Raw genomic sequence first — 24,094 nt, 5'->3', positions numbered from 1 at the left:
TCATTTATTTTCTTGTTCAAAACGTGTCGGACGCGGCATATGCAGAAGATGTTCGTCCCAGTCTGTCTGATCGAACACTTCATCATGTTCGATGCTGTGTGAAGCGCGAATACCAACCATCATGACGAACAAGACCATACTGAACGTACCGATGATTGCGACAATACCTACGAGCCATTCCATCCCGGTCACCCCTTTTAGAAAAACAGAATGTGTCTACTTTGTGACATTTTTCCCGGGATGCCATCGTTCAAAACCTATTTTTGATTCTTAAAGCCGACTCGATTGTTTTGTGAAATCAATCTCAGGGTAATAAGCGTTTTTCACAAGCGCGTTCGGTCCAAGGCAGTGCACCGCAGGGCAGTGACACGACAAGCTTATATTCAGTTCTGTCTCTTGCCACTGGGCATACGCATCATTGAAAGACGTCTCATGAATCGTACCGAGCGAAGCGAGTTCGTCGCCGAAATCAGTCACGATGATTTCACCATCAAAGATGTTGACGTTAAGACGAGAACGACCATCTGGGTCATTGCGAACCGATACGTTTTTTTCTTGACGCAAGCGACGGTGCAATTCTAAATCTGCCTCTTCCATCGAACATGCGTAGAAAGGAAGTGTTCCGAACAACATCCAAACGTTCGGATCGCGGACGTCAAGCAAACGATGAATTCCGTCACGGATTTCAGATAAACTAGCTGCTTCGATCATTGACGCGAAGTCTGCGGGGTACATCGGGTGCACTTCATGACGGACACACCCCATATCGACGATTTCCTTATGAATCGCTTCAAGGTGTGGTAATGTCCGTTTATTGATCATCGTCTCTGCAGAAACGATGACACCACGTGCATTCAGAACACGGGCATTCTCTTTCATCGTCTCGAAAAGTTTCGTCCGTGCTTCACGTGACGGTTTTCGTTCCATCATCGCAAAGCCACCATCGATGAAATCGTCGGCTGTTCCCCAGTTATGTGAGATGTGCAAGACATCTAGATAAGGAATGATTAATTCATAACGGGATAACGGAAGTGTTAAATTTGAGTTGATTTGGGTTTTAGCGCCACGTTCGTGGGCATACTTAAGTAAAGGGACGACATACTCCTTGACGGATTTCATTGAAAGCATCGGTTCTCCGCCGGTGATTGAGAAGGCACGCAGATGTTCGATTTCATCCAGACGTTGAATGAGTAGTTCGACTGGGATTTCAGGTGACTCGCTACTGGATAACATGTAACCGACGGCGCAATGTTCACAGCGCATGTTACACAGTTTTGTTGTCGTGACTTCAATGTTCGTCAAACGGACCGTGCCGTATTGTTCAATGTCGCGATAAGCTTCCCACGGATCGTTCGCAATCGTGATGGGTGATGAATGTGACATAGATACTCCTCCTTTTTAGTGCTCCACTTCGTATCGTATGCTAAAATAACGTCGGAATCCAGCGGAAGAAAGGAAGTCTGAATAATGGGAAAAGCAAGAACTGATAAACTTGGTCAAATGAATGTGCTAAAATCAAGAATGCAGCTTCTCTGTCATACAATCGATTCACTCGATGAATCATCAGATATCGAAGATTTGGAACGACTGATCGTATCACTGGATCAACTCAAGGCGAAGGTCGTTCGATATGCGAAGGATATGAAAGAACAAGAAGAAACGAAAAAAGCGGTAGATTGAGACCGCTTTTTCATTTGCACAAACGGAAAGGATGAAATCAATGGCAACAAAAATCAAATTAAAGACAGGTGAGGTCCGTTCGGTCACGTGTCTTCGGATGGGGATCAACGGTGAAGGGATTGCAACACTCGAGCGACAAATCGTCTTCATCCCAGGACTGCTCGTCGGGGAAACGGCACAAATCGAGATCACGGAAATTCATGCGAACTATGCGAATGCAAAAATCTTAAAGCGTGACGATCGTTCACCAGACCGTGTTACTCCACTTTGCCCGGTCTATAGTGTCTGTGGCGGCTGTCAATTACAACACATGAGTTACGATGGACAATTGCGTTATAAGGAAGAAATGCTTCGCAACGCTTTCTTGAAATCAACGAAATTGAATGTCGAGAAAGCGGATATCCGTCCGACAATCGGTTCGAAGGAATGGGAATACCGCAACAAGTCGCAATTCGTCGTCGGTAAACAGGGGAATGAGATTGTCAGCGGTCTCTATTCCGCTAATTCGAATCGTCTGGTCGCGATCGATGATTGTGTCGTCCAAAACAAGGACACGCTTCGCGTCAACCAAGCTGTCACGAAATTACTCAATGACTATAAAGTACCCGTTTATCATGCAGCAAAACAAGACGGTGTCATGCGCCATATCGTCGTCCGGACAGGAATCAAAACGGGTGAAATTCAGGTCGTACTGGTTGCTTTTAAAGACGGCTTCCGTGATCTAGAAGGTTTGTCACGCGATATCATGGATATCCCAGGTGTCGTCTCGGTCGCACTGAACATCAATGATAAGTTGACATCACGTGTCTTCGGAGAAGAGACGGAAGTCTTGCGTGGCGTGGAACGGATTGAAGAAGAAATGGGCGAATTCACGTATCAACTGTCTCCGCGTGCCTTCTTCCAATTGAATCCGGAACAAGCAGAGCGGATGTATGAAGAGATCGCGCGTGCTGCTGCTTTGACAGGCGAAGAACGTGTCGTTGATGCCTACGCAGGTGTTGGTTCAATCGGACTTTGGATCGCTAAAGGAGCAAAAGAAGTCCGCGGTATGGAAATCATTGAAGAAGCTGTCGAAGATGCCAATGCGCACATGAAGCAATACGGATTCGACCATGCCCACTACGTCGTCGGTAAGGCAGAAGCGTGGATTCCACGTTGGGTTAAAGAAGGCTGGATTCCGGATGTCTTCATCGTCGACCCACCACGCTCAGGTTGCGATACACAATTGTTGAACGCGATGATCTCGTCTAAAGCGAAAAAAATCATCTATGTCTCGTGTAACCCGCAGACGCTTGCGCGTGATTGTGATCACTTGATGAAAGCGGGATACAAGGTGTCGTACATTCAGCCGTACGATATGTTCCCACAAACAGCGCACGTCGAAGCGATCGTCGTGCTCGAAAAGAAGAAAAAGAAAAAGTTCTAAGTAACAAGCCCGTATGCACCCCTTGAACGAGTGGACATACGGGCTTTTTATCATGTTTGCGAAGGATAACCGAACGTTGCGTCACATTCAGTGAAGCGTTCCTTCAACCGAGCAACACGATCAGCAGGAAGTGGACCGCGCTCAATTAATTGCTGATTCAAAGCGAGGTGTTCTGGTCGAGACGTACCGATGATGGCCGTCGTGATTCCTGGTTCAAAGACCGTGAAACGAAGCGCAGTTTCAAGCCAACTCGATTCCTCGAGTGGATAAGCGAGTTGTTGCGCACGTTCCCAGTAAGGTTCGACGTACTGTCCGACCGGACGCTCCGTGAAGCGCCACGGGGCGTTACCGATCGGACGCTTGGCGATGACACCGTGATCTAGAAGGGTGAGCAGGACTTCATCGACACGTTGGTCAAACAGATTGAACGACGTTTGGAAACTGTCGAAGCGATTCGTTTCGATAGCATATGTCAAGTCTTCCCGATCACCGGAATAAGCGATGACGCGGATTTTTCCAGCTTGTTTTGCTTGTTCAAGCGCTTCGATGACATCTCCCTGGGCGAGAATTTCTCGACTACAAGAATGGAGGTGTACGATGTCGAGGTAATCCGTTTGCATCGTTTGTAAGGCTTGATCGATGCCACCATGGACCGCTTCAAAGGTCCAATCCTGCTCACCGGGCACATCATAGCCGACTTTCGTCGACAGAATGATGTCGTGGCGACGATTCTTTAGAAATTGTCCGACGCGTTGCTCCGATAAGCCATAGCCGCGTGCTGTGTCGATCAGATTGATGCCGAGATCACGTGCTTGTTCGAGCAAATAGACTGCTTCGCGGTCCGTCATCTGTTCTGCACCGATGTGACCGGCTCCGAACCCAAGCGGGGATACGAGTAGGTCGGATGTTCCAAAACGTCTTAACTCCATGAACGATACTTCCTTTCAGAAAACCTGTAGTTTTATATCGATGATGCTCGTTTTTGTTGAATACGATAGATCAGATAACTAACGAGTGCCACGCCTGCAATCGACCATTGAACGATGGATGAGGATTGCATGAACTGATGGACGGCGAATACTTCGATTAACATGGCTGGAATTTTTCCGATCGTACTGGCAGTCAGGAAGAGTAGAATCGAAATACCACTAGCGGCACTGACGATGTTGACGATGCCAGACGGGACGAACGGTAACAGCCGCAGCAAGATGATCGTCAAAAAAGCTTCGCGTCCTTGTTGTGCTTGTAGTTTTTGTTGCAAACGAGCGAATCGATCCGGAAGTGGGCGACGAAGGGCATACCGCAGTCCTTTTCGGTAAAGTAGAAACGCACAAACCGCACCTAGGACTTCACCGATGAAAGAGAGCAATGTGCCCATCCATAGACCGAAATAGACGAGATTCGCAGCGGTGACGAACGTACTCGGTAGGACACCAAGTACACTGACGACGACGCCGACTAAGACACTAACGAACGGAGCGAACGGTCCGAAGAGTTCAAAGGTTTGGATGACATGATGTTCCATCATTCGAATCCATCCTCTTCATCCGGAAGAAGCGGTAACTCGATGTGGACAGTCGTTCCTTCTCCAAGAACGGAGTCGAACCGGATCGTTCCATCATGACGATCGATGATGTGTTTTGTGATCGCAAGACCAAGACCGGTTCCGCCATCTTTACGCGTCCGTGATTTATCGACACGGTAAAAACGTTTTGTCAGTCGATCAAGATGCTCTTCCGGAATGCCTTCTCCTTCGTCCCGGATAAGACAATGCGTCCGGTCGCCGATCGTTTCAGTCGATAAAAAAATCTGTTTTCCAGGCGGTGTGTACCGTAAGGCGTTATCGAGTAAATTGCCGAAGACTTGCTCGAGGCGGTCCGTATCGCCTAAGACGATTTGATCCGGGTCGAGATTCATGACGAACGTGACTCCTTTTGACTGGGCGATTGGTTCCATCCGGTAAATGACATCTTCAAGTACTTGACTGAAGACAAGTGGTTGTTTCGACATCGGATAGGAATCGCGTTCAAGTTGAGCGAGATCGAGCAGATCATTGACGAGACGTTGCAGACGTTCCGTTTCCCGCTCGATGATTTGGTAATACTGCGCACGCTTTTCTTCCTCGAGCGAATCATCCTGCATCATCTCCGTATAGCCACGGATGTAGGAGAGAGGTGTCCGTAATTCGTGGCTGACGTTCGCGAGGAACTCCTTCCGCTGCTCGTCGACTTCTCCGAGCGATTCCGCCATCTTATTTAATGTTTCTGCGAGCTCCCCGATCTCATCGTCCGATTGAATCGGAATCCGGTAATCAAAGTCACCTTGCGCATAAACAGTCGAGGCGCGCTTCATGTCAATCAACGGACGGATGATCGTATCGATGATTTGTCGTCCGAAGATGACGAGATTCAAGACGATCAGTCCGATCATGAAGAAGATCATCAGACGGAGTGGGCGGAATGGTTCACTGATTTGGCCAAGTTCCAGATATAAAATCAGTGTACCGACCAGTCGATTGTTTTCGATGATCGGAAACCCGGTCATCAAAATGTCCGTTCCTTCAATCGGATGGGTCCGACTGGAGACGACGGTTTCACCGTTTCGAAGTTCTTCGATATCCGCATTCGTCAAAAAGCGCAGTCCAGCTGGATTTTTCTTCAGGAAATCGATGAAGAAGACTTTCGATTCCGTCAACTCATTCGTATAAGTCATTCCATCGTAAAAAGCACCAGATAATCCTTCAGATTCATAAATGTTGATCAGCTTTTCGCCTCGGTTCAATAAGATATCTTCCTGCGTCTGAAGATAGAACCGGTCGTAGAGATAGAAAGTGAGCAGGACGAATAAAATAGCGGAAAAAACGCTTGTGAACCAAATCGTGATCCAAATCCGGCGCCGGATCGTATAGCGCTTAATCATACTTCCTCGAATTTATAACCGATGCCCCAGACCGTTTGAATCGAGCCACCAGCTTCCCCGAGCTTTAAGCGAAGTGTTTTGATGTGTGTATCGACCGTCCGTAAGTTCCCGATATAGTCCGCACCCCAGATTTGATCGAGTAACTGTTCGCGAGAAAAGACCTTATCATTGTTTTGAGCGAACAGGTGCAACAAATCAAATTCCTTACGCGTCAGACTGACCGGCTTGCCATTGACGTGGACACTCCGACTTTCAGTGTCGAGTTCAAGCATGCCGAGCGTCAAGGTAGCCGATTGATCAACTGTAAAGCGATGAGAACGACGAAGCGTCGCTTCGATGCGAGCAAGCAATTCTCGAGGGCTGAATGGTTTTGTGATATAGTCATCAGCTCCGATTTTCAGCCCGTGAATACGATCGAGTTCATCCGAACGTGCCGTCAGCATGATGATCGGAACGTTTGAGAATTCACGGATGCGCATACATGCTGTCAAGCCGTCCATTTCCGGCATCATGACATCGAGTAGAACGAGATGGAATGTATTTTGTTGAATGAGATGGATCGCTTCTTGTCCGTTAGAAGCTGTCATCGTCGTGTAGTGTTCTTTTTCAAGATTCGAGACGAGAAGATCACGCATTTGTGCTTCATCATCTACTACGAGAATGTTAAACGATTCTGGCATTAGTCTTCGCTCCATTTCCTGTAGAAGAAAGTGTTTCTTCCATAAAGATGAGTTTTCTTATTTATCATACCATTTCAAACTTTAGAAGCGCATGCGTGGACACAAAAAAGCATGAGAGACAAGGCTCTCATGCTTCGAGTTGTTGGTGATCGTATAGTGTTTCGAGTTCCCGACCATGAATGTACATGTGGAAACTAGATTTTGAGACTTCATATAGCGTGAACTGTGTCTCGCCAGCATTCAATTGCTCAAGAAGCGCAGGGCGCAACTCATCCGCACAGAACGCATACGGCAATTTTTCAGCAGCTTTTTGTGACCGAATATTGCTTTTGCGAATTTTCATGAAGACACTCTCATATCCAAGCTCGAAGAACAGCTCAGAGAAGAAGGCTTCTTTCGCTAAATGATTGTATCCTTTACCATGATACGGTTTACCTAACCATGTACCGAGAAACCCATATTGTCCTTCGATATCGAGTAAACTAATCGTACCAATCGGTTGATCGAATTCATCTAGGATGGTACGTGATACGATTTCACCACGTTCTTCCTCTTCGATTGCCTGCTTTGTAGTAAACAGAAATTCATCAAAGTACCGTGTTTTTTGGCGGACGTACGGATATACGTCTTGATGCTGCATCAGTTCGAACAAATCAGCGCAGTCGCTCAGCTCCCGTTGCTTGAGCATACTTCCATTCCTCCTTTTAGGACCGCAAGAATGATTGTCGAAAGCTACCTGTCTGACTCGTTTGAACCGCGCATGGTATGCCTTCTTCAGTTGTCGGATAAGATAATATTACCTTCTTTTTTTAAAATTGCAAGAAAATAATTTTTGTGAAAAAAGATACAAAAACAAGATGTTTTCCGTAAGCGTCTAAAACCCCCGAAAGGTGCAAAAAACACCTGGCGGGGGTGGGATTAAGTCAAGTTCAGTTGAGCGTGTTCAAAAATGATTTTTCCATCAATCATCGTCATGAGCGGCTTCGCTAAATAGTCGAGTGGGAAGTGACTCCACAAGACGAGATCCGCGTCTTTTCCGACCTCGATTGATCCGACACGATCGTCCACACCGAGCGAATGGGCTGGATGAATCGTGATCGCGCGTAAGGCGACGTCGACCGGTAGACCTTCTCGTGCAGCTAGACCGGCACAGAGATTCAAGTACTGGACAGGGGTATACGGATGATCGGTTGTAATCGAGATTTCGAGACCATGCTCATGAAGAATCCGGTACGTTTCCCATGTCTTATTCTTCAGTTCAATTTTAGACTTTCGCGTGAAGGTGGGTCCGACCGTCACTTTTTCGATTGGTAATTGTTCCATCTCTTTTGCGACGAGATGACCTTCCGTACAATGTTCGATACGCAAATCGAGATCGAACTCTTCCGCAAAACGGATGGCAGAAAGGATATCATCTGCTCGGTGCGCATGTACACGAAGCGGCATCTTATGATCAAGGACTCGTTTGATCATCTGGTGGGCAAAGGTTTCAGAAACCGATTGTGTCCGAACTTCAAGAAAGGCTTCGCGCAACATCCCCATGATGCCCATCCGTGTCAGTTCACCGGCACGACCAGCACTATGGACACGCTTCGGGTTTTCACCGAGCGCCACCTTCAGACCTGCATACTTTCGAAGAATCATATCATCGATGAATCGTCCGTGCGTCTTGATGACACTCGTGACGCCACCGATGATGTTCATGCTACCCGGCATGACTTGAACGGTCGTGATTCCGTGTTCGACAGCTTCCTTAAAGCCTTCATCCAGCGGATAGACGCCATCAATGGCACGCAGATGAGGAGTCATCGCGAAAATCGTCTCATTCGCATCATTTCCGACGGTTCCGGTACCTTCGTCATATAATCCGAGATGTGTATGGGCATCGATGAAACCGGGCAATAAAAAGTGACCTTCTGCTTCAATGACTTGATCGTCTTCTAAATGATCCAGTAATTCACCGATTTCAATGATTTTCCCATCACGAATGCGGATGTCCCCGTAAAAACTGTCCGAAGTAATCGGATAGATATGTGCATTTCGAATTAAGATATCCAAGTATCGTCCACCCCTGTACTAGTTTGAATGCTCGATTGCTCGTAATGCATCCTTTAGTTCAGCATACCGAAACTTGTATCCGTTTTCGAGCGCTTTTTTCGGGACGACACGAGCTCCTTCTAGTACAATCGTACTCTTTTCACCGAGTGCGAGTTCTAATGCGAAGCGTGGTGCCGGGAGCCAGTGTGGGCGATGTAAGACTTTTCCGATCGTCTGTCCGAAACGGCGCATCGTCTCCGGGTGAGGCGCAGTGATGTTCAGCGGTCCTTCGACTGTCGGGGTCTCAAGTGCGAATAGGAATAAATCGACTAAATCATCGATGTGGACCCAGGAGACCCACTGTTTTCCGTCGCCCATCGTCCCACCACCAAACAAGACATAAGGCAGGCGCATTAACGGATAAGCGCCACCGGCTTTCGTTAAGACGACACCGATTCGTGGATGGACGAGTCGAATGCCAGCGTCGGCAATCGGACGAGCAAGATCTTCCCACGCGACACAGACATGACTTAAGAAGTCAGCGGTCGGTGGAAGGGGTTGATCTTCAGAGAAGGTTTGATGCCGATCTTGTCCGTAAATGCCAACCGCAGAAGCAGACAACACGACATTTGGTTTTTGATCGAGTGCTTCAACGATTCGCACGAGCTCCTTCGTCGTACTGACGCGGCTGTCGAGAATGACGCGTTTACGTTCATCCGTCCAACGTCCGTCGTTGATCGAAGCACCAGCCAGATGAATGAATGCATCAACGCCCTCTAAGTGCTGTTCCGGTTTTGCGTCTTCTGTCATCCACTTGATATATGTGACATGCGCATCATTCGCTTTCGGATGACGCGTTAAGATAAAGATATGATGTCCTTGCTCGAGTAAACGTTTCGTCAAGGCTTGACCAATCATACCGGTTCCACCGGTAATCGCAATGTTCATGTAATCCATCCTCCCTAAATAAGTAAAAGTAGCTTCTCTCCATTTGTTCCCGTTCCATGGTTTCACTCAAACATAGACCTACCTGTTCATGATATCGTAGAACTACCGAATCAGGTTAGGGGAGGGAACGACATGAAGATCAAACGGATCTCGACGCAGAAAAAGAACAGTGAACGATTCAATATCTATGTCGAGCGTGATGGCAAAGAGGAATATGCCTTTGCCGTAGACGTCGATATCTTAATTAAATACAATCTACAACGCGATAAGGAACTCGATGACGACTTCGTCAAGGAAGTGTTGACGGCTGAAGAACAGCAAAAAGCGTATCGTCTCTCATTGAATCATTTATCGTACCGCATGCGGGCGACGAGTGAAGTCGTCGCCTATCTAACAGAGAAGGAGACACCGGAGCATGCGATCAAACATGCAATCGAGCGATTGACGGAGCAACGCTATCTGGATGATCAACAGTTCGCACTTGCTTATACGGCAACGAAAAAAGCGACGACACCTCAAGGACCGGGACGGATTCGCCGCGACCTTGAGGCATTGAAGATACCGAAGGCGGCGATTGATGAAGCGATCGTAACGTTTACGAATGAAGAGGAATACGAAAAAGTCCTGAAGTTTTTGCGGCAAAAGCAAAAAGAGCTGCAACGGCGTTCCATGCGGGAACTGACGCAAAAGTTACAGATGACACTCATGCAACGCGGTTTCTCGTCCGACTTGATCAAGGCGGGTATCGAAGAGGTGTTCCGAGCTGAAGAAGGGGACGAAGAAGAACAAGCGGCCCTTTATCAAGCACGCAAGTATTATCCAAAATACCGGCAACTTGAACCGTTCGAACGCGAACAGAAAGTGAAGCAAGCGCTCGTTCGAAAAGGATTTCCATACGGTCTAGCGGCTCAAGTCCTCGAACAAGTCAAAGAAGAAGAGGCGGAATAATAAAAGCAAGACGAAAAATTGACAATTATCCGACAATTGTGCTATTCTACGCACAGACTAAGAAAAGGAGGAACCGTCCTATGAAAAAGCCAATTGGTTTCACTCATATCCAACAGCTGAATACGACGGAGACTCTTGAGCACGTATAAGTAATTCATTTCATGTGCGAGCAAGGGGATTCGTCTCCCGAGCGCGCAGACGAACAAGAATGCATCATGCCCATTTCAAGGCATACTGATTCTCGGACTGCATCCGGAAATCCGTATGCCTTTTTGCGTGCTCGGAAAAAGTACTTCATTTCACAGTAAAGGGGGGACCCTCATGCGTTTATTTCTGCAATTGAGTTGGTTTCTAAAAGAACACAAATCATCGTATCTCGTAGCAGTCGTCTTATTGATCATCACCGGCTTCATCGATTTAACGCCGCCATGGCTGATCGGTAAGGTCATCGACGGATTGCGGTCGGGATCGATGGACCAGGCGACGCTCTTGCAATACGTCATCGGATTAACAGTCATTTCCATCGTTTCCTTCATCTTGACGTATCTGTGGTTAGCGAAATTATTCGGAACGGCATTTTTACTAGAACGGACACTTCGGAGTCGCTTTTTTACGCACTTATTGAAACTGACGCCGACGTTCTACCAAAAGAATCGGACGGGAGACTTGATGGCACTCGCGACGAACGACTTGAAGGCGGTCGAGCGGACTGCTGGATTTGGTGTCTTGACGCTCGTCGACTCGTTGAACATGACAGCGATCACGCTCGTCGTCATGGGTGTGGCGATCGATTGGAAGCTGACGCTTGCTGCCTTGTTACCGATGCCACTTCTCGCCTACGCGATGAATAAGCTCGGAAGTCAAATTCACGGACGCTTCATCACTGCCCAGGATTCGTTCGGAACGATGAATGACCAGGTCGTCGAGTCGATTTCCGGACTGCGTGTCATCCGCTCGTTCGTACAAGAACCGGTCGATGTTAAACGGTTCGACGATGTCACGACGGATGTCTTTGAGAAAAACATGCACGTCGCAAAAATTGATGTCTTGTTTGAACCAATCATCAAGCTGCTCGTCGGCTTCAGTTACTTGATCGGCTTATCGTTCGGGACATATCTCGTCTTTACGAACGACATCACGCTCGGACAATTGGTCGCCTTTAACATCTATCTCGGGATGCTGATCTGGCCGATGTACGCCTTTGGTGAATTGATCAATGTCATCCAGCGCGGAACAGCGAGTCTTGACCGCTTAGAAGCGACGATGCGAGTCAAACCGTTGATTGCTTCGACACCGCGGGAACACGTCGAACATCCCGAGCGGATCGAGATGAACGATTTGACGTTCACGTATCCAGAGACAGCCCATCCGGTCTTGCGAGATTTGAATATGACGATTGAACAAGGAACAACGATCGGTATCGTCGGACCAACGGGATCCGGGAAAACGACGTTCTTGCGTCAATTCTTACGTGAGTATCCAATCGGACGGGATATGCTGACGGTCAACGGCGTACCGTATGAAGATGTTGCGCTAGAGACGGTTCGCGGATGGACCGGTTACGTCTCACAAGAACATTTATTATTCTCAAAATCCGTTCGGGACAATATTCTATTCGGTGCAGGTGAAGCGAGAGAAGAAGAATTGCAGGAAGCGATTCGTCTCGCATCGTTTGAAAAAGATATCGAAACGCTGGAACAAGGACTTGAGACGATGGTCGGTGAACGTGGCGTCACGTTATCAGGAGGACAAAAGCAACGTCTCTCGATCGCGCGGGCGATGTTAAAAAAACCAGAGTTGCTGTTGCTGGATGATTCACTATCAGCAGTAGATGCGAAAACGGAATCACATATCATTGATTCGATTCGATCGAATCGCCACCAATCCACGACATTAATTGTTGCCCATCGTTTGTCGGCAGTAGCACATGCGGACGAAATCATCGTCTTGCAAGACGGAATGATTTCTGAACGAGGAACACATGACAGCCTGATGGCACAAAATGGCTGGTACGCTCAACAATTCGAGCGACAAAGTGAAGAGATGTAAGGAGGTGCCTCTGCATGAATGAATTAGAATTATACCAACTCGATCCGGCACGTCGGAAGACGACGATCCGTTCGTTGATCCGCTATGCGATGCATGAGAAACAAGCGATTTTCTTAGGGTTGTTTCTACTCGTACTGGCAGTCGGAGCGGAATTGACAGGTCCGTATATTGCCAAAGTCATCATTGATGAACATATCGTGGCAATTGAGAAGGACTGGGTCGAAGTTAAAGCGGACGGAGCGGTCACGTATGACGGCCGTCAGTTCGCCAAAGCACAAGACGTCTCGAAAAGTCAGATCGTTCAATCCGTCTCGATCGTCCAAACGACCAACGGCTACTTTTTCGTACCGAAACAAGTCGTCAGTGGAGGAGAGCGGAAAATCAGTGGAAATACGATGACGGTCACGCGTGGAGACGACGTCTACACGTATGATAATATTCAAAAACTGACACAAGGACAGGTCTATGATTTTTATTCAAAAGACTTAAAAGCAATCGGCTGGTTGTCCTTGATCTACGTCCTCTTGCTGCTAGTAGCAGCTGGTTTGAACTGGATTCAGCAAATCTTGCTCCAGCGATCTGCTCATAAAATCATTAAACGGATGCGTCTTGATGTCTTTACGCATCTGCAACGGTTACCGGTTCGTTATTTTGACCAGACACCGATCGGGAAAATCGTCAGTCGCGTCACGAATGATACGGAAACGATTCGCGATCTATATCTCGGTGTGCTCGCCCGGGTCTTCTCGGGGATCATCACGATGGCGGGGATTCTCGTTGCGATGTTCTTCCTCGATTATCGATTAGGACTAGTCTCGCTGATCATCATTCCGATCGTCTATTTCTGGATTCAGCTGTTCCAGAAACTCGCGACGAAAAACAACTTCAAGGTCCGCTCCCTCGTTGCCGACATGAATGGTCAACTGAATGAGAACATCCAGACGATGCCGATCATTCAGGCTTATGCACGTGAGAAGGAAGTCCTTGCTGAATTCGAACAAAAGAACGAAGAGAACTATCAGACACGGGCAAAGTTGTTACGACTTGATGCCCTGATGTCCCACAACTTATCCTACTTTTTGAAAAACTTGACGCTCGCCTTGTTGATTTGGGTCGTCGGTGGGAAAAGTCTGACGAACGGCTCGTTTTTATCGCTCGGGATCTTATATGCGTATATCGATTACGTGTCCCGGTTATTCGAACCGGTCACCCAAATCATGAATCAGCTGTCACCGCTACAACAAGCACTCGTGTCAGCGGACCGAATGTTCCAGTTGCTCGACGAAAAGGGAGAGCCGGTCGAACAAGGTCGTGTTGCTCGGTTTAAAGGGGCGGTGTCCTTCAAGGACGTCGAATTTAGTTATGAAGCGGGAAATCCCGTATTACGTGAGATTCAAATCGATGCTCGTCCTGGCGCGACGATTGCCCTCGTCGGACACACGGGCAGTGGGAAAAGTTCGATCATGAACTTGCTGATGCGTTTCTATGATCCGTCAAAAGGACAGTTGTTGATTGACGGACAGGACGTGACGACTTTACCGAAACAAGCGGTCCGTGAGCATATGGGGATCGTCCTACAGGATCCGTTCCTCTTCACAGGAACGATTCGCTCGAACATCACACTCGGCAATCCTGATATTTCCGAAGAACGAGTACGACAAGCGATCGAAGCTGTCGGTGCGGATCGGTTCATTGATCGTTTACCGAACGGGCTCGATGAACCAGTCATCGAAAAAGGTGCCACGTTATCAGCGGGGGAACGGCAGTTGATCAGTTTTGCCCGTGCGCTAGCGTTCGACCCTGCGATCCTAGTTCTTGACGAAGCGACAGCGAGCGTTGACTCGGAAACGGAAGCGGTCATTCAGGATGCTTTGCTGACGTTAACGAAAGGGCGGACGACGTTCATCATCGCCCACCGCTTGTCGACGATCAAGGATGCGGATGAGATTCTTGTTCTCGATCATGGTCGGATCGTCGAGCGAGGATCTCATGATGTGCTCCTTGCAACGTCCGGGATTTATGCGAAAATGTATGCGTTACAAAGTAAACGGAATCTTGAATTGAAATCAAGCTAATCCATCCAGTTTCTCCTCCTTTTCGTTTATACTGAAAAACGAAGAGGGGGAGTTTTTGTAATGGAGACACGGATGAGTCAATTATCGAAATACGAGCTTGAGATGTTGATCACGAAATTAAGTGAACAAAAACGAAAAGCGGAGCAACACGGGAACGTCAGTGAAGTGGAAGTCGTGACGCGAAAAATCGCCATTGCGAAAAGTTATTTGATTGATCCGGAACGATTCGAACGGGGAGCCTTTTACCGAATCGAAGGAGAAGAGGCACGATTTGAGTTACACTTCGTCAATGGCGTCATGGGCTGGGGACATTTTGAAGGAACCGCTCAGGAAGTCGCGATTCCGCTCGCGTTATTCACAGGAGAGGGAGAACAGACATGACGAATCGAGAACAAGCCCTTCAGCAACTGGCCGAAGAATTATTGCAAGTGAATGAAGTATTAACCCCGGAAGAAGCACTGACGTGGGTCGAAGTGCTGTGGGAGGATTTCGAAGCGACACTCGCGCGCGCGGGTGAGAAATATCAAGGTGAAGCCGTCGCGGTTCATTTCGTCGAACAACAGATTAAACAGCACGGGGCAATGTTACACCGGTTTAATACGACGAACGAAAAATTCAAGCATTTGATGACAGGTCGAAACGTCGAATGAAAAAAGCTCCGCACATCGGGATTTCCGTTGCGCGGAGCTTTGTCTTTATAATGCAGGGATGAACAGTTTTTTCTGCAAGGTCCGTTCGCTAAACACCCAGCCGGTATAGGAGCTGACGATCTCTTGTGTGGCAGCGTCGATTCTGACGACGGCAACGAATGGATAGACTTCCTTCGTGAAGTAACGTAAGTTCGTAAAGCGGTATTCGACAATACCGTCCTTTCGTGAGACCGTATACGTATGAATCTTCGAAAACTCAAGAAACGCTTGCAAGTCCGCGTTTTGTTTGACGATTTCGTACAAGGCGTCACCGTGTGGTTCGTCCTTGATCCGAAAGTTTCCGCATTCGACGACCGTTCCACTGTTAATCTTAACGACAGAATACTCATCGCGTAAACGTGCCGCGACATGCCACTCATCCCATTTCATGCCAGGGGAGATGAACAGTTTATGCGCGCCGCGATAATAGCGGGCTGCGGTCGCGAGGGCATCGTTTCGTAACTTAAACTGCACAGCGTAATAGATGATGACGATGGCGATCAAAATCGGGAAGATGACGATCGTCGCTCTCGTTAGTAGCCAAATCCCGAACGCGGCATAATACATCGTGAACAGATATGGATCAAATGTATTGATGACACCCCAACCGATCCAGGATTTTTTGAACGGGTGTAAGGCTTGTGTACCGTAAGCGTTAAACAGATCGACGAAGACATGAAGAGCGACAGCGATCTGCGCCATCAGCCATAATGAAGTCGGAGGTACACCGAATAACGTGCCGATGACGATTGAAAGTAATAACGGCCAGGCGAGCAAAGCGATCAACCCGTGCGATTTTCCACGGTGTTGACGCAAGTAGGCGCTGTTTCCTTTAAACTTAAAGACAGTATCGAAGTCCGGTGCGTGTGAGCCGACGAGCGCCGTCGTCGTCACGGCAGCAAACATCGTCGTGCTCGCTGCGACGTCAGGGTGTAGCGTCGAGATGGCGGCGAGACAAAGTCCCATGCCGATATGCGTACCAGTATCCAATGCGAATTCGCTCCTTCTATAAAATCGTGATGGTGAATCCATCGAGGTTCTGCCGAGTAATTTTTAATAAATATATCGTATCCAAGAGAAAAGAGGTAACCTTTTGACTGTCGTTCAAGAATATTTCACAAACTTTAATAAAACACAATTTACCACAGAACTGATTGCCTGGTTCCTTCGTGAACAGCGGGATCTCCCATGGCGAAGAACCAAAAACCCATATCATATCTGGATTAGTGAAATCATGCTTCAACAAACGCGCGTCGATACAGTCATTCCGTATTACGAGCGCTTTACGAAACGTTTTCCGACACCGCATGATTTAGCAGAAGCGGATCAAAGTGAAGTCCTGAAGCACTGGGAGGGCTTAGGGTACTATTCCCGTGTCAAGAATCTTCAAATCGCGGTTCAGGAAGTTGTTGAAAAATATGATGGGATCGTTCCGGACGAAAAGGAATTGTTCAGTCAACTGAAGGGTGTCGGTCCGTATACGACAGGAGCGGTTCTATCGATTGCTTATGGGCAAGCAGAACCAGCTGTAGACGGAAACGTGATGCGCGTCCTCTCGCGTGTACTTGGGATTTATGAAGACATTGCTGCACCGAAGACACGGAAATTGTTTGAGGCGGCGGTACATCAATTGATTGATCCGGCTGACCCGTCAAGTTTCAATCAAGGCTTGATGGAACTCGGCGCGATGGTCTGTACACCGAAGTCTCCGATGTGTGGACTCTGTCCTGTTCAAGACGTTTGTTTTGCATATGATCGAAATGCACAGGAAGAACTACCTGTGAAGACGAAGAAAGGGAAGACGCAAATTATTCCGTATGATGCTCTCGTCTATGAAACGAACGGAAAAATCGCAATTGAACAACGAGCAGAAACGGGCTTGCTCGCAGGTATGTGGCAATATCCACTTCGAGAAGCAGAAGAAGATCGTAATGGAACGCTTGTCGGACACGTTCGACATGTCTTCTCACACCGGATTTGGGAAATTGCTGTATATCGCGTGACGGAACAGCCGGACCAGACGGTACTGGTTGATCAGGAAACATATGCGACGCATCCGGTATCTGTCGCGCAAATGAAGATTGATCGACTATTAAAGGGGGAAATCTAATGCATACTTTTCGTTTTGAGACACGTGTCGATACATCAAAGGAACAAGCGTGGGATTTTTTAAGTGACGCCAAGGCCTTAAGTCGATTGACGGTATTTCCACAAGTGAAGACGTCGGGCGATACGCGGACACGAGCGGGAAATACGATTCGTTTACGCGTTGGTGTTCCTCCACTATTTGTCTCGTGGACGTCTTGGATTCCTTTCGTAGAAGAATATGTCTTCGTCGATGTTGGTACAAAAGTGCCATATCCATTCCGGTCATGGTGCCATGTGCACCGAGTCGAAGAACGTGAATCTGGCGTCTTTTTCGTGGATGAAGTGACGTATGCATCCTTCTTGCCCGCCTTCGTCATTGAAGCATTCATCTTGAAACCGATGTTCAAACAACGAAAAAGTGCGATTTTGAATCACTTTCAAGCCTGAATTCCGTCATTTTTCTGAAAAAATACCCTTTCGTTTTTCATGCGTTCTGAAAATGGGTATAATAAGCACGAGAGTATAACAGAATGGAAGAAAAACGCTTTAGAAAGGAGTAGCACATGAGTCGATTCCCAAAAGAAAGTAGCAAGATTGAGATTCAAAGTTTCAAACATAACGGGAGCTTACACAGAGTTTGGGAAGAAACGCTCGTGCTGAAATCGACGGAAGAAGAATTGATTGGGTTCAATGACCGCATCATGGTCAGTGAATCGGATGGTCGTCAGTGGCGAACACGAGAGCCTGCAATCTGTTACTTTTCAACAGAACTCTGGTTCAATGTCATTTGTATGATTCGGGAGGATGGCATTTACTATTACTGCAATCTTGGATCACCTTCTACGTTCGATGAGAAAGATCGAGCAGTCAAGTACATTGATTACGATTTAGATATCAAAGTGTATCCGGACATGTCCTACATGATCCTCGATGAGGACGAATATGAGAAACATCGCCGCGAGATGAATTATCCGAAGGCGATTGATCGTATTTTGAAAGACAATGTCCAAATCCTGATTCAGTGGATTCGCAGTCGGAAGGGTCCATTCAACCCGGCTTTCGTGGATATGTGGTATCGTGAATATGAAACAAGATATCGGAGATGATGGTTCGCCATCGTCTTTTTTTAATTGAAGGAAGTGAAACACGTGGCAACACAAGCAAAACGTAAGAAACAAGGTTCGATCCGCCGCTATATGGCGTTCGTCAAGCCGTATCAAAAACAGATTCTCCTGACGGTCTTCGTCGGGATCATCAAGTTCTCGATCCCACTTGGACTTCCGTTGTTGTATAAGTACATCATCGACAATATCCTAACTGGAAACACGATGCCGATGGCGGAAAAAAGTAAACAATTGGCGTATTTGATCGGAGCGGGTGTCTTCATCTTCCTGATCGTCAAGCCACCGCTTGAATACGTCCGTCAATACCTCGCGCAATGGTCAGCGTCGAAGATTTTATTTGACGTTCGTAATCGATTGTTTGATCATGTTCAGAAATTATCGCTTCGTTTTTATTCGAATACGAAAACCGGAGAAGTCATCTCGCGAATCATCAATGATGTCGAGCAGACGAAAGACTTCGTCGTCACGGGATTAATGAACCTATGGCTTGATATGATTACGATTTTCATTGCGATCGCTATCATGTGGACGATTGATCCGAAGTTGACGCTCGTCGCCATTATTCCGTTACCATTCTACGCCCTCGCCGTTAAGTTCTTTTACGGTCGCTTACGCGGATTGACACGGGAACGTTCGGCAGCCCTTGCGGAACTACAAGGTCATTTGACGGAACGGGTCAACGGCATGGCAGTAATTCGTAGTTTTGCACTCGAACCGCACGAGAACAAAGCGTTCAAACATCAAAATGATGGGTTCTTAAAAGCGGCGCTGCGTCAAACGAACTGGAATGCGCGGACGTACGTCGTCGTCTCGACGATTACGGACTTCGCACCGATCCTGATCTTCGGGACAGCGGCGTTCTTCGTCTTGAACGGACAAGTGACACTCGGGACGATGGTTGCGTTCATTGGTTATATCGACCGTCTGTATGCGCCGCTCGGTCGTCTCGTCAACTCCTCAACGACGTTGACGCAGTCGATCGCTTCGATGGACCGAATGTTTGAGTTTTTAGATGAGCCATATGACATCACGGAAAAACCGAATGCACGCGATCCAAAAGATGTCCGCGGGAACGTTCAGTTCGAAAATATCAGTTTCGCTTATGAAGAAGGCGGCGAGCTAGCGATTGATCGCTTAACGCTTGACGTTCAGGCAGGTGAACGGATTGCTTTCGTCGGGATGTCAGGTGGTGGGAAATCGACGCTCGTCAGTTTAATTCCACGCTTCTATGATGTGTCTGCCGGTCGGATCACGCTTGACGGCGTTGATATTCGTGACTTGAAGTTGCGTGGTCTTCGCGATCAGATCGGGATGGTCATGCAGGAGTCGATTCTCTTCAGTGAGTCGGTTCAGATGAACATTAAGATGGGGAATCCGGAGGCGACGGATGAGGAAGTCGTCGCAGCGGCAAAAGCAGCGAATGCCCACGAATTCATCGAACGGTTACCGAACGGCTATCATACGCCGGTCGGTGAACGAGGCGTCAAGTTATCGGGTGGTCAAAAGCAACGTCTAGCCATCGCTCGGGTCTTCTTGAAGAACCCGCCGATTCTGATTTTGGATGAGGCGACGAGTGCGCTCGATTTAGAGAGCGAAGCGATGATTCAAGATTCGTTAGCGCGTCTCGCGAAAGGACGGACGACGTTTACTGTCGCGCACCGTTTATCAACGATTACCGATGCCGATAAGATCGTCGTCATCGAAAATGGTCAAATTACGGAAATCGGAACACACGAAGTCCTCATGCAAAAACGAGGCGCTTATTTCGAACTGTATGCCATTCAAAATCTGGAACTCGTCGAATAACACAAAAGCAGCGACCTTTGCGAGGTCGCTGCTTTTTTAGTGGGGGGACTTAGAGTCGAGCAAAGGCACGATCGACTGCTGCGATCGTCTCTGTGATGTCGGCTTCCGTATGTTCCGTCGTCAAGAACCACGCTTCGTATTTCGAAGGGGCAAGGTTGACGCCTTCTTCTAGCATCAATTTGAAGAAACGTCCGAACATCTCGCTATCTGCACGTTCTGCACCATCGTAATCGATGACTGTTTCATCCGTGAAGTAGACCGTCATGGCACCTTTTAGACGGTTGATCGTAATCGTGACGTCATGACGTTTTGCTGCTTCTAGCACACCTTGTTCGAGTAAGGCGCCAAGGTGATCAAGTTTTTCATAGACACCAGGCTTCTCAAGTAATTCAAGACAAGCGATACCCGCAGCCATGGATGCTGGGTTACCTGCCATCGTACCTGCTTGGTAAGCCGGACCGAGTGGCGCGACGTGTTCCATGATTTCTTTGCGACCGCCATAAGCGCCGATCGGTAAACCACCACCGATGATTTTGCCGAGTGCCGTCATATCAGGACGGATATCGAGTAACTCTTGTGCACTGCCGTACGTGAAGCGGAAGGCTGTGATGACTTCATCATAGATGACGAGTGCGCCGTGTGCATGCGTGATTTCGTTGACCGCAGCAAGGAATCCAGGTTGCGGTTCGACGATACCGAAGTTTCCGACGATCGGTTCAACGAGTACACAAGCGACTTGATCGCCCCATTGTTCCATGATTTGACGGTACGATTCGATATCATTGAACGGTGTCGTGATGACTTCTTTTGCCGTCGCTTTCGTGACACCAGCTGAATCAGGAGAACCAAGTGTCGCCGGTCCACTACCTGCTGCAATCAGCATCAAATCCGAGTGACCGTGGTAACATCCACTGAACTTCACGACGAGCTCACGACCCGTATACGCACGTGCGACACGAATCGTCGTCATGACGGCTTCGGTTCCCGAGTTCGTAAAGCGTACTTTTTCAAGCGAAGGGATCGCTTTTTGTAGTTTATGTGCAAAGTCGATTTCTAGACGGTGTGGTGTGCCGTAAAGAAGACCGTTTTGGGCAGCATGGGTGATCGCTTCCGTAATGTGAGGATGACCGTGTCCCGTGATGATTGGACCGTAGGCTGCTAAGTAATCGATATAGCGATTGCCATCGACATCATAAAAGTAAGCACCTTCTCCGCGTTCCATATAGACAGGTGCGCCGCCACCGACGGCTTTGAATGAACGGGATGGGCTGTTGACGCCACCAACGATACACTCTTGTGCGATTTCATATAACGCCTCTGAAGTAGGACGTGTAGTGTGGGTAGACATGAGGATTCCTCCAATCGATGATTCGTGAAAAATATCACGATATGATTGTATCATGGACGTCAAATCCGGTGCAGAGCCGTTGACGGAATGCCTATTTGTAGGTAGACTAATTATAAAGATTACAATCTGATAATCAATGAAAGATAGAAATGAGGGGATGGACGTGGCTAACGAAATGCTGGATGACGCCGTGAAGTCACTTCGGGAATCAGGCGTTCGAATGACACCACAACGTCACGCGATTTTGGAATATTTAACGACGGGACACACGCATCCGACAGCGGATGAGATTTATCGTGCACTCGAACATCGTTTTCCAAACATGAGTGTGGCGACTGTATATAATAACTTACGCGTGTTTCGAGAAAAGGGAATCGTTGAGGAAATGAATTACGGAGACGCTTCAAGTCGCTTCGATTTCGTTACGACACGCCATTACCACATGATCTGTGAGAACTGTGGAAAGATCGTTGATTTCAACTATCCTGTGCTCGATGATGTCGAAACGGTTGCGGCGCACTTAACGGGCTTTAAAGTCGATCGTCACCGATTAGAAGTGTACGGAACTTGTCCGGACTGTCAATCGAATGTCCAATAAAAAAACGAGCTGCCTTAGCGGGGAGCTCGTTTATTATGTTTATTATATTTTTCATCGAATTCTTTTCCTTCAAGAGACGGATCCATCGTCAGTGGTTCATCGCAATGCATACATAAGTCGACGCGACCAAGGACCTTTGTTTCTTTTCCGCAGTTCGGACAAGTGACGACAGCTGCCTTCGTTGATGTCAGACCAATCAAGAAATAGAGTGCCGTACTGGCGAGAACCATGACGAAACCGAGAAGCATGAGTAAGACCATGATGATTTCAAATTGTTTGAGTAATAGACCGCCATACATGACGAGCATCCCACCGAACACAAGAAACATAGCTAAGTTTCTCGCGCGGTTTATTTTATTTTTACGTTGTTTTTTCAAGTGAATTCCCCCTGTTGTCAGTCTAGCATAAGAAGTGGGATTGCCTGAAGAAGGAAAGCTTGTTTTTTTGTCGAAAATGGTAACGACGAGTTCGTATAGAAGGGTGAGAAGTACATGGAACAAGCAACACGAACGATTTATTCGGAGTACGCGGCTTATCGCGAAACACAAGGGATCATTGCTGTTGAGAAACGGCAACCGCGGGATTCCCTGACGGATCAATTTGATACACTTCTTGTCGTCATCACGAGAGACCCAGAAGTCGAGTGGACGATTAAACATTATCGACTGAATACACTAAAGGTGTCGTTACACCTTGTACATGAAGATGTCTTATCACGCTGGATTTTGTTAAATGCCAATCGACGCGCGATTCACTGGATTGCAGAAGGAACGATCGTTTTTGAACGAAATGATTACTTAGTTGATTTAAAACGGCAGCTATTAAACTTTCCTGATGAGGAAAGATGTTTACAGATGACGATTTCGTTCGCTAAACTTTTGCGTCGTTTCCAAGACGGAAGGAACTTGTTCAGTCGCGGACATCATTATGATGCCTATACACACGTCCATCATGCATTACATCATCTCGCGCGATTATCTGTTCTGGAAAAAGGAAAACATCCCGAGACGGTCGTCTGGGAACAAGCGCGACTCGACGATCCGGATGTCTATAAACTGTATGAACAATTATTGATGAGTGAAGAGACATTAGATCAACGTATTCACCTCGCCTTGATTGGACTTGAGCATCTTCTGCAGTCGAAGGTCTTATCGGGAGGACGCTATTTATTTGAAATCATGCGTGAGCGGACAAGTCCTTGGACGATGTATGAATTGATGGAAGAAGAGCGACTGCAAGAAGTCAAAGTGGATTTAAGTAGTCTGATTGATTTCTTCATGCGAAAAGGTCTGATCAGGATTTCGTATCAAACAACTAAAGGAGCAGGGGTCGAACTCGTAACGTATGAGCCGGTCGTATGACGATCGGCTTTATTTTTTTCTATGTGTTGTTTTGGCTATATATAGAAGGAAAAAGATTTCAAAAGTTTTTTTAGAAAAACTATTGACGGTATTATACCGAGATAGTATATTAATACATGTCGACAGAGCAACACGCACTGGACGGTGACGAGAAAGAAAAAAGATTTCAAAAAGGGATTGACGCTTAAGTTATTCCGTGATATCTTATTAAAGTCGCTGAAAACGACACGACGAACTTTGAAAACTGAACGATGAGGCAAAAATCGTATTCTACGGAATACAAAAACGAATGAAGCGCAAGCTTCGTCAATCGTGACT

The 24,094-nt window shown here is 47.4% G+C and carries 25 protein-coding genes; 13 read left to right on the top strand and 12 right to left on the bottom strand.

What is annotated here, in order from left to right; genetic code table 11:
• The gene (locus KNQ14_RS12670; protein ID WP_023467292.1) at nucleotides 1–183 is read right to left on the bottom strand and encodes a hypothetical protein; all 183 of its coding nucleotides are present in this window, start codon (nucleotides 181–183) and stop codon (nucleotides 1–3) included.
• An 87-nt stretch (nucleotides 184–270) separates the two neighbouring features.
• Nucleotides 271–1,383, bottom strand: a complete 1,113-nt coding sequence (gene yfkAB / locus KNQ14_RS12665) for a radical SAM/CxCxxxxC motif protein YfkAB (protein ID WP_214861224.1) — start codon at nucleotides 1,381–1,383, stop codon at nucleotides 271–273.
• 84 nt (nucleotides 1,384–1,467) lie between these two features.
• Here yfkAB and KNQ14_RS12660 point away from each other — a divergent pair, with 84 nt between their 5' ends.
• Together KNQ14_RS12660 and rlmD are read left to right on the top strand one after the other, a co-directional pair.
• Entirely contained in the window at nucleotides 1,468–1,680 is a 213-nt protein-coding gene (locus KNQ14_RS12660) for an SE1561 family protein (RefSeq protein WP_023467294.1), read from the top strand.
• Between the two features lie 40 nt (nucleotides 1,681–1,720).
• On the top strand, nucleotides 1,721–3,106 hold the full coding sequence (gene rlmD, locus KNQ14_RS12655; RefSeq protein ID WP_058265782.1) for a 23S rRNA (uracil(1939)-C(5))-methyltransferase RlmD: 1,386 nt from the start codon (nucleotides 1,721–1,723) through the stop codon (nucleotides 3,104–3,106).
• Nucleotides 3,107–3,156: 50 nt separating this feature from the next.
• Here the strand turns inward: rlmD and KNQ14_RS12650 are convergent, their stop codons facing one another.
• The 7 genes from KNQ14_RS12650 to KNQ14_RS12620 form a co-directional block, all read right to left on the bottom strand.
• Nucleotides 3,157–4,035, bottom strand: a complete 879-nt coding sequence (locus KNQ14_RS12650) for an aldo/keto reductase (protein ID WP_214861222.1) — start codon at nucleotides 4,033–4,035, stop codon at nucleotides 3,157–3,159.
• A gap of 32 nt (nucleotides 4,036–4,067) precedes the next feature.
• Nucleotides 4,068–4,634: a TVP38/TMEM64 family protein gene (locus KNQ14_RS12645; protein WP_214861220.1), complete on the bottom strand. Its 567-nt coding sequence runs from the start codon at nucleotides 4,632–4,634 to the stop codon at nucleotides 4,068–4,070.
• The gene (locus KNQ14_RS12640; RefSeq protein ID WP_023467298.1) at nucleotides 4,631–6,025 is read right to left on the bottom strand and encodes a sensor histidine kinase; all 1,395 of its coding nucleotides are present in this window, start codon (nucleotides 6,023–6,025) and stop codon (nucleotides 4,631–4,633) included. Before KNQ14_RS12640 ends, KNQ14_RS12645 begins: the two co-directional genes overlap by 4 nt.
• Complete coding sequence (locus KNQ14_RS12635) at nucleotides 6,022–6,705, bottom strand: response regulator transcription factor (RefSeq protein WP_023467299.1); 684 nt, start codon at nucleotides 6,703–6,705, stop codon at nucleotides 6,022–6,024. Before KNQ14_RS12635 ends, KNQ14_RS12640 begins: the two co-directional genes overlap by 4 nt.
• 127 nt (nucleotides 6,706–6,832) lie before the next feature.
• Entirely contained in the window at nucleotides 6,833–7,393 is a 561-nt protein-coding gene (locus tag KNQ14_RS12630; protein WP_023467300.1) for a GNAT family N-acetyltransferase, read from the bottom strand.
• A 230-nt stretch (nucleotides 7,394–7,623) separates the two neighbouring features.
• On the bottom strand, nucleotides 7,624–8,763 hold the full coding sequence (locus tag KNQ14_RS12625; protein WP_214861218.1) for an amidohydrolase: 1,140 nt from the start codon (nucleotides 8,761–8,763) through the stop codon (nucleotides 7,624–7,626).
• Between the two features lie 18 nt (nucleotides 8,764–8,781).
• Nucleotides 8,782–9,690 (bottom strand): TIGR01777 family oxidoreductase, encoded by a 909-nt coding sequence (locus tag KNQ14_RS12620; protein ID WP_214861216.1) that lies wholly within the window; start codon nucleotides 9,688–9,690, stop codon nucleotides 8,782–8,784.
• Between the two features lie 132 nt (nucleotides 9,691–9,822).
• Here KNQ14_RS12620 and KNQ14_RS12615 point away from each other — a divergent pair, with 132 nt between their 5' ends.
• The 5 genes from KNQ14_RS12615 (at nucleotide 9,823) to KNQ14_RS12595 (ending at nucleotide 15,412) form a co-directional block, all read left to right on the top strand.
• The gene (locus KNQ14_RS12615; RefSeq protein ID WP_214861214.1) at nucleotides 9,823–10,638 is read left to right on the top strand and encodes a RecX family transcriptional regulator; all 816 of its coding nucleotides are present in this window, start codon (nucleotides 9,823–9,825) and stop codon (nucleotides 10,636–10,638) included.
• A gap of 321 nt (nucleotides 10,639–10,959) precedes the next feature.
• Entirely contained in the window at nucleotides 10,960–12,687 is a 1,728-nt protein-coding gene (locus KNQ14_RS12610) for an ABC transporter ATP-binding protein (protein ID WP_214861212.1), read from the top strand.
• 14 nt (nucleotides 12,688–12,701) lie between these two features.
• Nucleotides 12,702–14,762: an ABC transporter ATP-binding protein gene (locus tag KNQ14_RS12605; RefSeq protein WP_174316031.1), complete on the top strand. Its 2,061-nt coding sequence runs from the start codon at nucleotides 12,702–12,704 to the stop codon at nucleotides 14,760–14,762.
• 60 nt (nucleotides 14,763–14,822) lie between these two features.
• On the top strand, nucleotides 14,823–15,143 hold the full coding sequence (locus KNQ14_RS12600; protein ID WP_214861211.1) for a DUF1811 family protein: 321 nt from the start codon (nucleotides 14,823–14,825) through the stop codon (nucleotides 15,141–15,143).
• Nucleotides 15,140–15,412: a YfhJ family protein gene (locus KNQ14_RS12595; RefSeq protein WP_023467307.1), complete on the top strand. Its 273-nt coding sequence runs from the start codon at nucleotides 15,140–15,142 to the stop codon at nucleotides 15,410–15,412. The genes KNQ14_RS12600 and KNQ14_RS12595 overlap by 4 nt, the downstream gene beginning before the upstream one ends.
• A 45-nt stretch (nucleotides 15,413–15,457) precedes the next feature.
• On the opposite strand, the gene KNQ14_RS12590 is transcribed toward KNQ14_RS12595, so the two are convergent.
• On the bottom strand, nucleotides 15,458–16,441 hold the full coding sequence (locus KNQ14_RS12590; protein ID WP_023467308.1) for a metal-dependent hydrolase: 984 nt from the start codon (nucleotides 16,439–16,441) through the stop codon (nucleotides 15,458–15,460).
• 103 nt (nucleotides 16,442–16,544) lie between these two features.
• On the opposite strand from KNQ14_RS12590, the gene mutY reads away from it, so the two are divergent.
• The 4 genes from mutY to KNQ14_RS12570 all read left to right on the top strand — a co-directional run bounded on the left by mutY (nucleotide 16,545) and on the right by KNQ14_RS12570 (nucleotide 20,469).
• Nucleotides 16,545–17,561, top strand: a complete 1,017-nt coding sequence (gene mutY, locus KNQ14_RS12585) for an A/G-specific adenine glycosylase (RefSeq protein WP_195865949.1) — start codon at nucleotides 16,545–16,547, stop codon at nucleotides 17,559–17,561.
• Nucleotides 17,561–17,986: an SRPBCC family protein gene (locus tag KNQ14_RS12580; RefSeq protein ID WP_214861209.1), complete on the top strand. Its 426-nt coding sequence runs from the start codon at nucleotides 17,561–17,563 to the stop codon at nucleotides 17,984–17,986. The genes mutY and KNQ14_RS12580 overlap by 1 nt, the downstream gene beginning before the upstream one ends.
• A gap of 116 nt (nucleotides 17,987–18,102) precedes the next feature.
• On the top strand, nucleotides 18,103–18,645 hold the full coding sequence (ntdP, locus tag KNQ14_RS12575) for a nucleoside tri-diphosphate phosphatase (RefSeq protein WP_023467311.1): 543 nt from the start codon (nucleotides 18,103–18,105) through the stop codon (nucleotides 18,643–18,645).
• A gap of 90 nt (nucleotides 18,646–18,735) precedes the next feature.
• A complete protein-coding gene (locus KNQ14_RS12570) occupies nucleotides 18,736–20,469 on the top strand; it encodes an ABC transporter ATP-binding protein (protein ID WP_055966722.1) in 1,734 nt (577 codons plus the stop codon).
• 49 nt (nucleotides 20,470–20,518) lie between these two features.
• Here KNQ14_RS12570 and KNQ14_RS12565 read toward each other — a convergent pair whose 3' ends face one another.
• On the bottom strand, nucleotides 20,519–21,817 hold the full coding sequence (locus KNQ14_RS12565; protein WP_214861207.1) for a glutamate-1-semialdehyde 2,1-aminomutase: 1,299 nt from the start codon (nucleotides 21,815–21,817) through the stop codon (nucleotides 20,519–20,521).
• A gap of 175 nt (nucleotides 21,818–21,992) precedes the next feature.
• On the opposite strand from KNQ14_RS12565, the gene perR reads away from it, so the two are divergent.
• A complete protein-coding gene (gene perR / locus KNQ14_RS12560; protein ID WP_369792039.1) occupies nucleotides 21,993–22,415 on the top strand; it encodes a peroxide-responsive transcriptional repressor PerR in 423 nt (140 codons plus the stop codon).
• A gap of 14 nt (nucleotides 22,416–22,429) precedes the next feature.
• Here the strand turns inward: perR and KNQ14_RS12555 are convergent, their stop codons facing one another.
• Nucleotides 22,430–22,792: a DUF2614 family zinc ribbon-containing protein gene (locus KNQ14_RS12555; RefSeq protein WP_029340912.1), complete on the bottom strand. Its 363-nt coding sequence runs from the start codon at nucleotides 22,790–22,792 to the stop codon at nucleotides 22,430–22,432.
• A gap of 114 nt (nucleotides 22,793–22,906) precedes the next feature.
• Here KNQ14_RS12555 and KNQ14_RS12550 point away from each other — a divergent pair, with 114 nt between their 5' ends.
• Complete coding sequence (locus tag KNQ14_RS12550) at nucleotides 22,907–23,776, top strand: nucleotidyltransferase-like protein (RefSeq protein ID WP_035398755.1); 870 nt, start codon at nucleotides 22,907–22,909, stop codon at nucleotides 23,774–23,776.
• Nucleotides 23,777–24,094 lie beyond the last annotated feature (318 nt).

The sequence above is a fragment of the Exiguobacterium sp. s161 genome, from assembly GCF_018619045.1.
GTDB classification, from domain to species: Bacteria; Bacillota; Bacilli; order Exiguobacteriales; family Exiguobacteriaceae; genus Exiguobacterium_A; species Exiguobacterium_A indicum.
The sequence above is the reverse complement of the archived record's forward strand: the minus strand, read 5'-3'. Positions and strand labels throughout refer to the sequence as shown.

What these genes read in the sequence shown, in the direction of transcription:
- KNQ14_RS12670 (WP_023467292.1), bottom strand. Translation starts at nt 183, where the DNA reads ATGGAATGGCTCGTAGGTATTGTCGCAATCATCGGTACGTTCAGTATG.
- yfkAB (WP_214861224.1), bottom strand. Translation starts at nt 1,383, where the DNA reads ATGTCACATTCATCACCCATCACGATTGCGAACGATCCGTGGGAAGCT.
- KNQ14_RS12660 (WP_023467294.1), top strand. Translation starts at nt 1,468, where the DNA reads ATGGGAAAAGCAAGAACTGATAAACTTGGTCAAATGAATGTGCTAAAA.
- rlmD (WP_058265782.1), top strand. Translation starts at nt 1,721, where the DNA reads ATGGCAACAAAAATCAAATTAAAGACAGGTGAGGTCCGTTCGGTCACG.
- KNQ14_RS12650 (WP_214861222.1), bottom strand. Translation starts at nt 4,035, where the DNA reads ATGGAGTTAAGACGTTTTGGAACATCCGACCTACTCGTATCCCCGCTT.
- KNQ14_RS12645 (WP_214861220.1), bottom strand. Translation starts at nt 4,634, where the DNA reads ATGATGGAACATCATGTCATCCAAACCTTTGAACTCTTCGGACCGTTC.
- KNQ14_RS12640 (WP_023467298.1), bottom strand. Translation starts at nt 6,025, where the DNA reads ATGATTAAGCGCTATACGATCCGGCGCCGGATTTGGATCACGATTTGG.
- KNQ14_RS12635 (WP_023467299.1), bottom strand. Translation starts at nt 6,705, where the DNA reads ATGCCAGAATCGTTTAACATTCTCGTAGTAGATGATGAAGCACAAATG.
- KNQ14_RS12630 (WP_023467300.1), bottom strand. Translation starts at nt 7,393, where the DNA reads ATGCTCAAGCAACGGGAGCTGAGCGACTGCGCTGATTTGTTCGAACTG.
- KNQ14_RS12620 (WP_214861216.1), bottom strand. Translation starts at nt 9,690, where the DNA reads ATGAACATTGCGATTACCGGTGGAACCGGTATGATTGGTCAAGCCTTG.
- KNQ14_RS12615 (WP_214861214.1), top strand. Translation starts at nt 9,823, where the DNA reads ATGAAGATCAAACGGATCTCGACGCAGAAAAAGAACAGTGAACGATTC.
- KNQ14_RS12610 (WP_214861212.1), top strand. Translation starts at nt 10,960, where the DNA reads ATGCGTTTATTTCTGCAATTGAGTTGGTTTCTAAAAGAACACAAATCA.
- KNQ14_RS12605 (WP_174316031.1), top strand. Translation starts at nt 12,702, where the DNA reads ATGAATGAATTAGAATTATACCAACTCGATCCGGCACGTCGGAAGACG.
- KNQ14_RS12600 (WP_214861211.1), top strand. Translation starts at nt 14,823, where the DNA reads ATGGAGACACGGATGAGTCAATTATCGAAATACGAGCTTGAGATGTTG.
- KNQ14_RS12595 (WP_023467307.1), top strand. Translation starts at nt 15,140, where the DNA reads ATGACGAATCGAGAACAAGCCCTTCAGCAACTGGCCGAAGAATTATTG.
- KNQ14_RS12580 (WP_214861209.1), top strand. Translation starts at nt 17,561, where the DNA reads ATGCATACTTTTCGTTTTGAGACACGTGTCGATACATCAAAGGAACAA.
- ntdP (WP_023467311.1), top strand. Translation starts at nt 18,103, where the DNA reads ATGAGTCGATTCCCAAAAGAAAGTAGCAAGATTGAGATTCAAAGTTTC.
- KNQ14_RS12570 (WP_055966722.1), top strand. Translation starts at nt 18,736, where the DNA reads ATGGCGTTCGTCAAGCCGTATCAAAAACAGATTCTCCTGACGGTCTTC.
- KNQ14_RS12565 (WP_214861207.1), bottom strand. Translation starts at nt 21,817, where the DNA reads ATGTCTACCCACACTACACGTCCTACTTCAGAGGCGTTATATGAAATC.
- perR (WP_369792039.1), top strand. Translation starts at nt 21,993, where the DNA reads ATGCTGGATGACGCCGTGAAGTCACTTCGGGAATCAGGCGTTCGAATG.
- KNQ14_RS12550 (WP_035398755.1), top strand. Translation starts at nt 22,907, where the DNA reads ATGGAACAAGCAACACGAACGATTTATTCGGAGTACGCGGCTTATCGC.